The sequence below is a fragment of the Ningiella algicola genome (assembly GCF_028401415.2).
GTDB lineage: Bacteria > Pseudomonadota > Gammaproteobacteria > Enterobacterales > Alteromonadaceae > Glaciecola.
In genome coordinates this window covers 979,133-992,512 of the sequence record NZ_CP171821.2, presented here as the reverse complement: position 1 = coordinate 992,512, position 13,380 = coordinate 979,133, and the positions used below count along the sequence as shown (strand labels likewise).

At 43.6% G+C, this 13,380-nt stretch carries 9 protein-coding genes; 8 read left to right on the top strand and 1 reads right to left on the bottom strand.

Translation table 11 applies throughout. The features are described from left to right. Positions 1-3 precede the first annotated feature (3 nt). Together PN836_RS04500 and PN836_RS04495 are read left to right on the top strand one after the other, a co-directional pair. Positions 4-432 carry an SxtJ family membrane protein gene (locus tag PN836_RS04500; protein WP_395343964.1) on the top strand — a complete coding sequence of 143 codons (429 nt, stop codon included), beginning with the start codon at positions 4-6 and terminating at the stop codon, positions 430-432. Beyond that, positions 432-584 carry a DUF5989 family protein gene (locus tag PN836_RS04495; RefSeq protein ID WP_395343962.1) on the top strand — a complete coding sequence of 51 codons (153 nt, stop codon included), beginning with the start codon at positions 432-434 and terminating at the stop codon, positions 582-584. The genes PN836_RS04500 and PN836_RS04495 overlap by 1 nt, the downstream gene beginning before the upstream one ends. Before the next feature lie 22 nt (positions 585-606). Here PN836_RS04495 and PN836_RS04490 read toward each other — a convergent pair whose 3' ends face one another. Beyond that, a complete protein-coding gene (locus PN836_RS04490; RefSeq protein WP_395343960.1) occupies positions 607-2,040 on the bottom strand; it encodes a hypothetical protein in 1,434 nt (477 codons plus the stop codon). Between the two features lie 386 nt (positions 2,041-2,426). Here PN836_RS04490 and PN836_RS04485 point away from each other — a divergent pair, with 386 nt between their 5' ends. The 6 genes from PN836_RS04485 to PN836_RS04460 all read left to right on the top strand — a co-directional run bounded on the left by PN836_RS04485 (position 2,427) and on the right by PN836_RS04460 (position 13,237). Next, the gene (locus PN836_RS04485) at positions 2,427-3,683 is read left to right on the top strand and encodes an efflux RND transporter periplasmic adaptor subunit (RefSeq protein WP_395343958.1); all 1,257 of its coding nucleotides are present in this window, start codon (positions 2,427-2,429) and stop codon (positions 3,681-3,683) included. A gap of 36 nt (positions 3,684-3,719) precedes the next feature. Beyond that, the gene (locus tag PN836_RS04480; protein ID WP_395345459.1) at positions 3,720-4,430 is read left to right on the top strand and encodes an ABC transporter ATP-binding protein; all 711 of its coding nucleotides are present in this window, start codon (positions 3,720-3,722) and stop codon (positions 4,428-4,430) included. A 35-nt stretch (positions 4,431-4,465) separates the two neighbouring features. Then, the gene (locus PN836_RS04475; RefSeq protein WP_395343956.1) at positions 4,466-6,952 is read left to right on the top strand and encodes an ABC transporter permease; all 2,487 of its coding nucleotides are present in this window, start codon (positions 4,466-4,468) and stop codon (positions 6,950-6,952) included. Positions 6,953-6,994: 42 nt separating this feature from the next. Then, positions 6,995-8,392, top strand: coding sequence for a sigma-54-dependent transcriptional regulator (locus PN836_RS04470; RefSeq protein ID WP_395343954.1), 1,398 nt, complete (start codon positions 6,995-6,997; stop codon positions 8,390-8,392). A gap of 168 nt (positions 8,393-8,560) precedes the next feature. Next, complete coding sequence (locus PN836_RS04465; RefSeq protein WP_395343951.1) at positions 8,561-9,751, top strand: sensor histidine kinase; 1,191 nt, start codon at positions 8,561-8,563, stop codon at positions 9,749-9,751. A gap of 411 nt (positions 9,752-10,162) precedes the next feature. Further along, on the top strand, positions 10,163-13,237 hold the full coding sequence (locus PN836_RS04460) for a TonB-dependent receptor (RefSeq protein ID WP_395343948.1): 3,075 nt from the start codon (positions 10,163-10,165) through the stop codon (positions 13,235-13,237). Positions 13,238-13,380: the final 143 nt, after the last annotated feature.

Below are 13,380 nucleotides of genomic sequence, written 5' to 3'. Positions count from 1 at the left end.
ACAATGAAGGTAATTCAATCGATTATGCTGCCGCTTGCACACAAAGACGACATTGACGCGCTGCAATCTTTTGCGCTTACAATGGCTATCGCATTTCCAGCTGTTTTCATGGGGATACTGCCTTATTTTTTTTCTATGGGTATCCCACTATGGCCGGCATGGCTTTCTCTGCTCTTGATAGCGCTGTATTTGCTTAAGCCAACTGCGCTGTATGGGCCATATCTTGTATGGATGGTGATTGCGTCTGTGCTGGCATGGTTTAATACTAAGTTGATACTCGCTTTTGCTTTTTATTTGCTGATTGTCCCGATGGGGCTTGTTATGCGTGCACTTGGTAAGTCTCAGTATCATTCCCATCCGTATAAATTAAAGCAAAGTACGTGGATTAAGCGTGAGGCGGATAAGCCAATAAATTTGAAGGATCCATTTTAGTGATAGAGTTTTTGCAAGACCTTTGGGCTTTTTTACGCGTGCGTAAGAAAATTTGGCTTTTACCCATCATCTTAGTACTTGCATTGCTTGGCGCAATTGTAGTGGCCACGCAACAAAGTGCGTTAGCCACATTTATATACACCTTGTTTTAGCGCACGTTTATGTATTTTTTGCTTATCGCTTCCAAGCGTCCCGTGTAAACCAATCGTTGAAAAAGTAAACCACAGCGGCGCGTTTCCATTCCCCATCATAGGGTACGATTTCGCCGTTTTGACCGCCATCAATCCAGACTTTCCCATTTGGCTCAACCGTGCCTACATGAGTGCCGTTGCGCCATACTTTTCCGTTCTCTTCAAGTATGCCTACGTGATTTCCGTTGAACCACACTTTTCCATCAGGCTCTATGGAGCCAATGTCTCTGCTGAAGACGTAAATAGTGCCACTGTTTACAATATCGCCTACATCCTCGCTGTTCATCCAAATGCTGCCTTTTGAATCTAAAGAGGCGAATTCACTTCCTTTAAACCAGAGCGTCTGGCTGATCCCCTTTAAAAACTGTTCATTCTTCTTTTTCTGCTTTTTGGGCATATTTGCCAGTACTTCGGCTTGCTCTTTCGCAACTTCTGAATATTCCTGTAGCGTTTGCTGCGCCGTCGCTAATAGAGCAATTTGCTGTTGACGCTCGGGATTAGCAAGTGAAGGATAGCTTTCTTCCAAGGCTAACGCATTCGCTGAGGCAACAAGACCGGCATCGATTCGCTGCATATTTCTTCTACCGCTTTCACCATTGGCAAAATTATAAATTCGCATTTTATCGCTTTGATCAATTCCCATTATTTGTTGGCTGGTTTGCGCAGCGGTGTTTGCAAGATTATTGAAATGCTGCATGGCATTGCTTATGTCTTGCGTAATTTGGTCTTGAAAACTACCACCTATCCAATTGCTTACACGCTGCCTGTCTTGCGCGCTTACACTTGCATCCTGTAACGAGCGTAAATCTGCTTGTAGCTCTGTGCTTTGCAAAGCCTTCATGCTTCTAGCCCAGTTGGAGACGTCACTTGGATTAGGATAATTCGATAATTTCGGTCGGTTTTCGCGCTGGTACTTAGCTAAAATAGCGTTAGCGTTAACGACTTGCCCACTAGCTTGCGCGTTGCTTTGCGCGGATGCACTCATCGCCGTCTGGTTGTTGTTTACCGAGTTGCCTTGTGAATTATTTTGTTGAAAATTAGCATTTGCTTGCGCTTGCTGCCACTGCTCAGACATTGAAACCATTTGAGATCGTAGAGTGCTCCAGTTTTGTACAGCAATTTGAAAGTCTGGATGAGCTTGACTGCTTGTTGCTTTAAGTAAGTCGGCTGCTTTAGTCAGTTGTTTGCTCAACTTATTGTATTGCGCAACATCACCAGTGCGAATAGTCGCTAAGCTCTTTTGGATTTGCTCAATATTACGCTTTGCCATATTCAGCTGAGCGTCCATTTGCTGTGTTTGTGCAGCTTGCGCATGGACTGAGGTCATCATTACTGGTGCGAATGCCAAGCTTATCGCAAACGCCAGATGCAGTCCTTTGCTAAGTGTGCGTAATTTTGTTGGTGAGTTTTTTTGCATAAGAGTCCTTCCTTATTAATTGTTTTTTATTTGAGACTTCGTTCGCGGGACCATCTATTTGGTCTGATGTATTTTCGTACAGTATGATTTAACAACAGATTAACATTTCACGCAATACTGCATGTTAAATCATACTGCAAAGAGCAACAAGTCGAAGCCTCAGTATATCTGCGCGTTACCGTCACCAATGGGTGAAACTCGTCCCGATATCGAAACTCACTATACGTTTATGAATCCCACTTTTGGGATCTATAAGTCTTACTATACACATCTGGATTTCTATCTTATTGAATATGAATGATTTTTTTTGTTGGCATACATGATGCTGTACATCTTTCTATCATTAACGCTTGTTTCCGCTTATAGCTAATAAGGAAGTCGATAAAATGGACATTGCTCGAAGCACTAAAAAGCGTCCAAACAAAAAGCTAATTTCAATAATGGCGATTACTGTGATTATTGTATGCTTGCTTACGCTGGGGTTTTTATCTTTAAGTAATGCCGGTAACAGCGTTAGCGCTCAAGAATTAGTATTAGCAACTGTTGAGCAAGAAGAGTTTGTTGTTAGTGTTCGTGGTATGGGCGTATTGGCGCCAAAAGAAGAGCGTTGGATATCAACTTCAGTGAACGCTAGCATTGAACAGCTTTTTGTTAAACCCGGCACTGTGGTTGCAAAAGGAGACGCTATTGCACAATTAAGCAACCCAGAGTTAGTGCAGTCAATGGATGAGCGCCAATGGGAGTTAGATGAACTCATTGCCACCAACAATGCGTTAAGTGCATCTTTAAACAACGAATTATTGAATCTTAAAGCTGCTGTGCTCGAAGCAAAACTCAATTACGAACGCTCGTTGCTTACCTTGGATGCTCAAAAGAAGCTCATGAGCCAAGGCGTTAATGCGGTTTCTCAAATTGATTTTGAGAGCAGCAAAATAGAGGCTGAGCAGAACAAACAGCGCTGGGAACTTGCGCAAAACCGCTTGGCATCACAAAAGCAAAATAATCAAGCTCAGCTTATCGCAAGTCAGGCGCGTTTTAAGCGCTTACAGCACATTGCAAATCGCGCAAAAGTATTGGTTGAGGGTTTAACGATGAAAGCCTCGCAAGATGCTGTGGTCAAAGAGCTCTCCGTTGAGCTGGGGCAACAAGTCGTTGCGGGCACGAATATTGTCAAAATTGCTTCGCGTGATCAGTTCATCGCCGAGCTTCGCATTCCTGAGAACCTAATTAATCAAGTTGCAATGGGACAGGCGGTTAGCCTTGATTCGCGCACTTCGTTATTCGCAGGTGAAGTCAGCCGCATTGATCCAGCCGTTATAAATGGCTTGGTTCAGGTGGATGTCGAGATAGTGAGCGAAATGCCGGATGAGGCTCGGCCTGAACTGACCATAGAGGGTGTTATCGAAATTGCAAAAAAACCGAATGCTCTTTTTGTGAAACGCCCTATGTATGCAAGAGGCTTGAGCGAATCAAACGTCTTTGTGTTAGATGCTGACGGTAAATCGGCGACCAAAACACTGGTGGAGTTTGGTCAGTCGTCGAGCACTCACATCGAAATCATTCGAGGTATTGAGCCTGGCCAAAAAATCATTATTTCAGACGCCAATAAATGGGCTTCAAAGCCTCAAATAGCAATCAATTAATATACTAATGAACTAAGGAAAGCCACTATGACTTCAATGAATAACGCAGGTATTGTTGCACTTTCTCATATTAACAAGGTGTTTATTTCTGATGAGCTTGAAACGCACGCATTGACGGATGTTAATCTTGTTATTGAAGAGGGGGAGTTTGTCTCAATAACGGGTCCATCGGGCTGTGGAAAGTCAACTCTGTTGAGTGTCATTGGTTTACTGGACATTGCTTCGACCGGCAATTATTCCTTGTCTGGCTACGATGTTAATACTCTCGACAAGCAGCAGCGAGCGGTGATTCGTAACAAAGAAATCGGCTTTATTTTTCAGGCCTTTAATTTGATCAGTGATTTAACCGTCGCTGAAAATGTTGAATTGCCACTGACTTATCGCAGCGATATATCTAAAGAGCAGCGCAAATCTATGGTGAAAACTGCGCTGGAGCAGGTGGATATTCAACATCGAGCCAGCCACTTTCCGTCTCAGCTGTCGGGCGGGCAGCAACAACGGGTTGCCGTTGCAAGAGCGATTGCGGGCAAACCCTCTCTAATACTGGCTGATGAACCAACCGGTAACCTCGATTCGAAAAACGCAGCAACGGTCATGGCCTTAATTGATGAACTTCATCAATCAGGCTCAACCATTTGTATGGTTACGCACGACCCTAAATCAGCCGCAAGAGCCTCACGCACCATCGAAATGTTTGATGGCAAAGTGGTGTTGGATAAATCGAATAAATTCGCAGCCGCTGTTTAACACTGACCTTCTAATTTGCATAAAGGAGAACACATATGTCAATTGCTATCGACCTTAAATATGCATTAAGGCTTTTGGTCAAAAAACCCAGCTTTACGGCGATGACCGTTTTAATCGTGTCGGTTGGGCTTGGCCTTGCACTCTATACCTATTCGCTATTAAACGCGCTGCTATTTTCACCGGTCACCTTCGCGGACAACAAGCCGCTTTATGTTATCGAGGGAGTTTACGACAATACACATCTGACTCGAAGACCGGCCGCATCAATTGACATATATGCGGTCGCGCAAAACAGTGAGCTTATTGACGACTTTGGTATTTATCAAGACGGCAATACCTTTGTTGGAGAAGTAGGGGGACAGCTACGCAAATACAATTCGGCCTATGTGTCTTATAACATCTTTGATTTTAGCGGGGTAGCGCCTTTATTAGGGCGTGGGTTTGTTGCTGATGATCAATCCGAGGGTGCCGAAGATGTGGTGGTGTTGGGTTTTGACATGTGGCAACAGCAGTTTAATGGAGATGCTGGCATTATTGGCAAGACGGTGGCGATTGATGGTGCCGAACAGGCAACGGTAATTGGTGTTATGCCACAAGGCTTCAAGTTTCCGGCGATTGCCCAAATGTGGCAATTGCTTCCTGAATCGCACATTAATCCAAGCGAACGTCGTTACGATTTTAGCACCGCCTTCGTAAAGCTTGCCGATGGTGTGTCAATTCGCCAGGTGCGCAGTTTGCTTAATTCAAAGAACAGGGCACTTGCAGATCAGTTTCAGGAAGACTGGAATTGGGTGATCAGTCCCCAGGGCGAATATTTAACAATTGAGCCCTATAAAAAAGCGCATCTTACTCAGTATTACGGACTTTTTATTGCATTGTTTATTGTCGCCTTGCTAATTTTGTTGCTGGCGTGTATCAACGTTGGCAACTTGTTACTGGCAAGGGTGAATGAGCGCTCAAAAGAGGTGGCTATTCGTCAAGCATTGGGTGTTTCGCGTAATAGACTCATTTTGCAAATGCTGTGGGAAAGTGTATTCATTTGTTCGATAGGAGGCATTATAGCTTTGTTGCTGGCAGGCTATGGCCTGGAGATGACCAGTTTGGCTTTAGACAGTATCTTTAGCTTAGATAACGCCAAGCCATATTGGTGGTCGCCCAGCTTGGATATAAACGCCGTTTTCGTTTTAGTCGCCACGGTTAGTCTGATGATAGTGGTCACCGGTCTTATTCCTGCTTGGAGTTCTTTAAACAATGATTTTAACTCAACCTTGCGAGACGGCACACGCGGTGCGCTTGGTAAGAAAGCGGCTGGCATTGGTAAAGCCTTAGTTGTTTCTGAAATTCTATTTTCATGCGTGGTTTTAGTAATGGCAAGCGTGATTTTGATTTCGACCTATTCCGCTAGCAACGCAGACTACGGAGTTGAAACCGATAATCGCCTTACAGCACGCTTGCAGTTGCCACCAGCAGACTATCCCATACGCGAAGAAGAAGAGTTTGAGTACACAGACAGAATGAAACGAAGCGCTTTTTACTACGACTTAAAAGAGGCACTTGAAAGCTACGATAATATTGTCAGTACAATTTATATGACGCAACTGCCCGGCACTGGAGGTGGCACCAGCTATTTCGAAATAGAAGGAAGAGGTGCACAACGTTATGATGAAAACCCTTTTAGTAATAACGAAGGCGTTTCGCATAATTCGTGGAGTGCATTGGGTATGGAGGTTATTCAAGGCAGAGACTTCGACTATCGCGACTCAGCAGAAGGTATGATGAGTATTATCATTAATGAATCTATCGCGAAAGACTTCTTTCCTGACGGTGATGCTGTGGGCAAGAGAGTTAGGCGCGCAAGAGCCGACAGTCGCGGTGATTGGTATACCATTGTGGGGGTGGTAAGCGATACATTCCATGGTTCGAAAATGGACTTCTCGAGCGCTAATTATAATACCTATCACTCGATGGATAACGCCGGTTTTTTTAGTGCGCAAATAGCCATTCATTACAATGGTAGCGAGCAAGTGGCGCGAGCAAGCTTGCAAGAGGCACTGGAGACTGTGGACCCTAAAGTAGGTGTTTATCAAATCCAGTCTTATGACGATTTGATTGCTCAGCCATTGCTCGTTATCTCTACGGTGAGCACTATCTTTTTAATCTGTGGTATTGTGGCTGCACTTCTGGCTGCCACGGGGATTTATGCAGTAGCGTCAAATGGAGTGGCTCAGCGCACACAGGAAATAGGCGTAAGACGGGCAATTGGAGCACCAGATGTGAGTATTTTAAAAATGTTTTTGAAGCAAGCCGGCTGGCAATTGACAATGGGCGTGCTTTTGGGCTTAGGCGTAAGTGTATGGCTAATGAATCTTATGTCTTCCACTATGCTGTTTAGTGACGTTGCGCTATGGGTTGCGCTAATTTGTATGCCGCTTATGATTATATTGATGGTGCTATTAGCGACTTATTCGCCTGCCAAACGAATACTAAACCGCGAACCTGCAGACGCACTGCATCATTTTTAAATATGGATTCATGTATTTACCCAGATGTATAAAAGGCGCTAAATGAGCTATTCGATTATTGTCGCTGATGACGACACTAATGTACTTTCAGCATTAAAACTGCTACTTGAATTAAATGAGTTTGAAGTCAGTTGTGTCACCACCCCTGAAGCACTGATTGAACAGATAAAACAGCGTACATTTTCACTCGCTTTGTTAGATCTAAACTATCACGCTGACACCACATCTGGTCAAGAGGGGTTGGCACTAATCGAACAGGTCAGTAAGCTGCATAATGAATTACCCATTGTGGTTATGACTGGCTACAGCAGTGTAGAAATTGCTGTGTCTGCCATGCAGATGGGCGCGAGCGACTTTATAGAGAAGCCCTGGAACAATGAACGCTTATTGTCAGTGGTTAATAATCAAATAGAGAAGGCTTCGCTGTTTGCGCGTGGCAACAAGCTCCAAGCAGAAAACGACTTGTTACGCGATGCGCATCAGTCTTTAAAAGGACAGGCGCAATTTATTGCTCAGTCAGGGCCCATGCAACTCTTATTAGAACAACTAAATAAGCTTGCAAAAAGCGACATGTCCATTTTGTTTACGGGTGAAAACGGCACTGGGAAAAGTGCACTTGCAGAATATCTGCATATTCAATCAAGCAGAGCAGATGCCCCATTTGTTCCAGTAAATATGGGGGCAATTTCAAGCACGCTCTTTGAAAGTGAAATGTTTGGCCATGTGAAAGGTGCTTTTACAGATGCAAAACAAAATCGAATCGGTCGATTTGAGCTAGCGGAGTGCGGCACGATATTTTTGGATGAAATCGCCACTATCGATCTTGCGCAACAAGCAAAATTACTCAGGGTATTGGAATCACGCCAGTTTGAAAAAGTTGGCAGCAGTCGAACTCAATCGATGAATGTTCGCCTTGTAAGTGCCACAAACGCTAACATACAAGAGATGGTGAAAAACGGAAATTTTCGTCAAGACTTACTGTATCGACTCAATACAATTGTCTTGGAAATTCCTCCTTTACGCTACCGTAAGGCGGATATCCCGATGCTTAGTGCCGCATTTATTAAAGAATATGCAAGCAAATATCAAATGCCTGAAAAGCGTTTAAGCGACAAGTCTATGTCTGTGCTAACAGCTTATGCTTGGCCTGGCAATATACGAGAGCTGAGACACATTATTGAGCGTGCGTTCTTCTTGGCAAACGATGATATTATTGAGCCGCAGTCACTCGGCATCATCGATGGTGATGTGCCAGGTGATAATGATAAGGGTGAGGGCTTTCCAATTGATTGGCAACAGGCTAGTCTGGAGGATATAGAAAAGGCGGTGATAAGTGATCGCCTGCTTCGCTTTGAACAAAACCCTGCTCAGATCAGTGACTCTTTGGGCTTGAGTCGAAGCGCATATTACCGACGTCTAGAAAAGTACACATTAGGATAAGCGCAAATTTCTGTTCAAAATCAACGCTATGCATTTGAGGACAAGTTAGTCAGGTTAGCAATATTTGGTGCATTGCCGGCGCTCATTGTATGCACAGTGCTAATAGTTTTAATCGATATATCCATCTATTTGAAGTTGCTTATTTTTATAGTGGTTTACACAAGCGCAGTGTTTTCTTTTATTGCGATTCGTCAGTACGCTGTTTCTCAGTTACGCACTTCCACCAATATTGTGGAGGCGATTGTGACGGGAGACTATAGCTTACGTGCGAATATCCGGGGCAAAAAAGGTGTTTTAGCTGAATTTAATGCTCTTCTAAATGGATTGACTGAGCGCTTGAGTAAACAAAGTCTCATCACTCGTGAACAACAAATACTGCTAACAAAAATCATTAATCAGATTGATGTTGCGATAATTGCCTGCGATGAACAGCATCGAATTTCACTCATGAATCCTGCCGCGGAAAAGTTATTCTCATCAAAACAGCACGACATTATAGGATGGCCCATCAAACAGCTCGGTTTGCATCCAGTGATTGAAAAAGATTTTCAGGCGTCTATTCAAATTACATTGCCTAATAAAAAAGAAAGTGTATTAGTGAGCAAAGACAGCTACTTGGAGAATGGGAAACAAAACACCTTAATCTTTATTACTCATATTCAGCATATTTTGAGGGAGGAGGAACGCAAAGCGTGGCAGAAGCTGTTGCGCGTACTGAGCCATGAAATCAATAATTCCCTTGCGCCTATTGCATCAATTGCCGAAACCTTGGCAAGTTTAGAGGCAAAGAAAAAGGTAATAAGAGCAGAATACAAGGATGATTTTGTTCAGGGACTCAATGTAGTGCAGGAGCGAGCGCACGCGTTGAATCATTTTATTCAGAACTACCATCGACTGGCAAAGCTGCCAGAACCTAATAAAAGCGAAATTGCACTTCACGAACTTATCAATGATACCTGCTTACTTTTCGCCGATGTAACCTTCAAAGTTCAGGATGGGAAAGCGCTTGTATTAGCAGACAGTGAGCAAATCCAGCAAGTCTTGGTTAATTTGATAAAGAATGCGCATGAAGCAAATGTTAGTAAGCTACAAGGAATTGAAGCGCCTAGCCTTGTAACAATAACTTGGACGCAAATAGACGAAATTTTAGAAATATCCATCATAGACAATGGCTACGGCGTCAAAAACCCTGAGAATTTATTCACTCCTTATTATTCTACGAAAAAAACGGGCAGTGGAATTGGCCTAAGCCTCAGCCGTCAAATTATACGTAATCATGGCGAGGAGCTCACCTTGACTAACAATTTGGAGCTTGGCGCTACCGCCAAATTCACCTTGCAGGCCATAACTGGGAAATAACACTGACGCGATATTTAGTGTTTACACTTTATCAAATTGCATATCGCAACCATTTAATTCACTACATTTGAGTGCGTGCACCGTGCAAAAAATAGTCTATTTAGTGATAACGCCGTTTTTTTCAGAGCATCGATAAAAATAATTTCAACAAAATTAACAATAAGCTAAACCTTCCCTATATTGGCATTACCACCTTACAGCCTTGCCATTACTGGGCTTGCGCGATCTTCACTTTTATTTCTTCATGCGCGTAATAACGTAATTTTGCTTATTAATGATTTGTTATGACTTAAAGTAATTGAATAATTGCATGAAATTGTTTATTTTTTGTTATAAATGTATATAAAGATGTAAAAGCGCGAAAACCACCATAAAGTCTACCCACAGTAGACAAAAATTTAGGGAACACACATGTCAACACACAAAGATTTTAATCGCTTAAAAATCGCTGTAGCAGTTGCGGTTGCCTTGAGCACTGCTTCTACTGCAACAATGGCACAACAGACCGATGAGGACGAAAATTCTGAGGCACCCACAGAAGTCATTGAAGTAACGGGAATTCGAAGCGCACTGGCCAGTGCGCTTGTCGAAAAACGTAACTCAAATAATTTGGTAGAGGTTATCCAAGCCGAGGATATAGGTAAGTTGCCAGACCTTAACTTGGCGGAAGTGCTTGAAAACATCACCGGTGTTCAGATTGATAGAACGGCCGGTGTGGGTACTGGTGTTCAAATCAGGGGGACAGGTGCCAACCGTGTCGAAATAAATGGTGTGTCGACGATTGGTTCGGGCAATGGTCGCTCTGGTATAAGTTTTGATGATTTGCCTGCGGCGCTTATCGCCTCTGTTGAAGTATCTAAAGTACCCACCGCAGCCACAATCGAAGGCTCTGTAGGGGGTACGATTAACTTGCGCACCATTCGCGGCCTGGACTTAGACGAGCAGTTGTTTACTGTTCGAGCGCAAGCGGATCGAAGTGACTTGGCAGAAAGCACTACGCCGAGATTATCGGCCACTTTTGGTGATAACTTTGAAGTTGGCGGCGGCGAGATGGGTGTTGTTGCTACCATCAGCTATGCTGAGCTAGATGTGGCGTCATTTGACCCTCGCTTTGACCGCGATAGAGAAGTGTTACCAGACTCTGGGCGCTTGAGCGCAGAGGCATTTCCCTTTTTGCGTACTCAATTTTTAGATCAGCAGCTGACGCGATTTGAGTATGAAACGACCAACTTTACAGGTTCCATAGAATATAGACCGCATGATGACCTTAAGGTCTATACGGATGTGACCATTAATAGACAAGAACGAATTCAGCAAAGCGCAAGAGCCTTCTTTTCTGGTACAGGCGCTAACGCGGCAGTTGACGCTATGAACAACACCGCCTTTGAAACCATTGATTTAGGCACGATTGATGGACCTAATGGCGATTTGGTATTGGGCGAAGTGCAAGTTGTGACACAGGGCTTTGTTGGCGTTGGCGTAGACTCTCGCAATCGTATTGATCCAAATTTGCGTGTTTCAAGCAACAACGGTTCTCGTATCACCGACAGTTCAGTACTTGCCATTGGTACTGAGTGGCAAGCGACTGATAACTTTGAGTTAATCACTGAATTGTCATACTCAGATAATAAATCAGATTTTCCAAATTTGAGTACCACGCTCGATTTTATTAATCCAAACGGCCCTCAACCTGTTCCTGGTGCAAGTGTTGATAACGGCATACCGGCTGAATTTGACGCGACTAACAGAACGCTGCAGTTTGGTATTGCACAAGGTTTTGATACTTCACCAAGTACAGCTGATTTGCTCAATCCAGCCAACTACGCTTTACGTCAAGCTAATATAGGTGCAAATAAGCGGAAAAACACAGAGACAGCCTTTAGGTTTGATGGAAAATACGATTTAACGGATGTTAGCGAATATTTTGTAGACTTTAGACTCGGATTACGCTGGAACGAAAACACCGCGCTAGTCAATAACGCGAATTCTCGATCTAATTTTACCAATGCAAATACTCGATTCTTTAGACCTACTGCCGATTTATTCTCAGACGTGATAGTTGCGGGTCCAGACAATTTTGATGCTGCTGACGGTCGACGTCTTTTTGTGCGTGACTATTTAATGATTGACGGGGCTTTGTCATTCGAAAATCCACAGGCAGTGTTAGATTCACTTAACTCAGCCATTGCGGCAAACAATGCAGCACAAATTGCTGCTGGTAATATTGCTGACCCGTATCCACTGATTGGGGAAGCGACTGAAGACTTAAGCGGCTTTTTTGATATCCGGGAAGAAACGCTCGCGCTCTACCTTCAGGGAGACTACGATTTTGAGATTGGTGACGTGGCGATTCGAGGTAACTTAGGTCTGCGCTACATCGAGACAGAATTAACGTCAGTAGGGAACAATATCGAAAATGGTGAAATCACAAATCAAACTACCACGCAATCAGATTATAACTTCATACTGCCTCGATTCAATATTGTTGCAGAGGTGACCGAGGACTTGATAATAAGAGGTGGTATTGCCAAAGATATTCGTCGTCCTGACTTCGATGATATGTCGACATCTATTGCATTTGGCGGCAACGCGGGGGCGGCCGTGAATGTGGGTAATCCCTTCCTGATCCCTGAGAAAGTACTTTCATACGATTTATCGTTGGAGTATTACATTTCTGATTCAGCCTTCGTCAGCGCTGGCGTGTTTCGTAAAGAGCGCACAGACGTGATAGATGTAATTCGCGATAACCCTGCTGAGCCAATTAGTGAGACTGGCCAAATTGAACGTGATATTACGCCACCATGTGAAGGCGGCGGTATTTTTAACCCAGCGGTAACAGATAGAAATGTTTGGTCATCAGTTGAAGATGGTACGGGCATATGTGTGCCTCTACAGACTTCTATAAATTTACCTGAGGAGGAAACCCAAGAAGGAATCGAATTGGCTGCACAATATGATTTGAGTGAGTTTGAAAGTGAACTTGGATGGGCTTCTGGTTTCGGGGTGATTGTTAACTATACCTACCAAGAGGCAGGCTTCCAATTTGAAGACTTCCGACCTGCCACAGGTGATGCTAACGCGCTGAACAAGCTTTTAGGTCGAACGGATACTGATCAATCCACACCTACTTTGGATGATGATGTAGTAGAAGAACGCTTTCAGTTAACTAACCTATCCAATGACTCTTACAACTTCACCTTGTTCTACGATAAGTACGACATTAGTGTGAGAGCCCGATACACATGGCGTTCAGCCTTTAGAACGAGTAGTTTAATTAGTTTCGATATGCCACGTATTGTTGATGATCGAGCGCAATTAAATATGAACGCTAGTTACGACATTAATGAGATGTTTACGGTTAGCATTGACGGTGTGAATTTACTCCGTGAAGACCGCACCGAATGGTGCGTCAACGAGAATGCGCTTTTATGTGCACAAGGTCTCACAGACCGCCGTGTGATTTTAGGTGTAACAGGCCGGTTCTAAATCTAGGGAAAATGTTTTGTCCCAAGACACTTAGAACCTTTACAAGCCAGCGAATTCCGCTGGCTTTTTTATAAGTGTTTAATAGCACTTTGCAACTCTCATACAACCGGCATTTATAATCAAAATTATTCCGGTATTTTTTG

Coding starts and splice junctions, on each gene's coding strand:
- PN836_RS04490 (WP_395343960.1), bottom strand. CDS start 2,040: ATGCAAAAAAACTCACCAACAAAATTACGCACACTTAGCAAAGGACTG.
- PN836_RS04475 (WP_395343956.1), top strand. CDS start 4,466: ATGTCAATTGCTATCGACCTTAAATATGCATTAAGGCTTTTGGTCAAA.
- PN836_RS04470 (WP_395343954.1), top strand. CDS start 6,995: ATGAGCTATTCGATTATTGTCGCTGATGACGACACTAATGTACTTTCA.
- PN836_RS04485 (WP_395343958.1), top strand. CDS start 2,427: ATGGACATTGCTCGAAGCACTAAAAAGCGTCCAAACAAAAAGCTAATT.
- PN836_RS04480 (WP_395345459.1), top strand. CDS start 3,720: ATGAATAACGCAGGTATTGTTGCACTTTCTCATATTAACAAGGTGTTT.
- PN836_RS04460 (WP_395343948.1), top strand. CDS start 10,163: ATGTCAACACACAAAGATTTTAATCGCTTAAAAATCGCTGTAGCAGTT.
- PN836_RS04500 (WP_395343964.1), top strand. CDS start 4: ATGAAGGTAATTCAATCGATTATGCTGCCGCTTGCACACAAAGACGAC.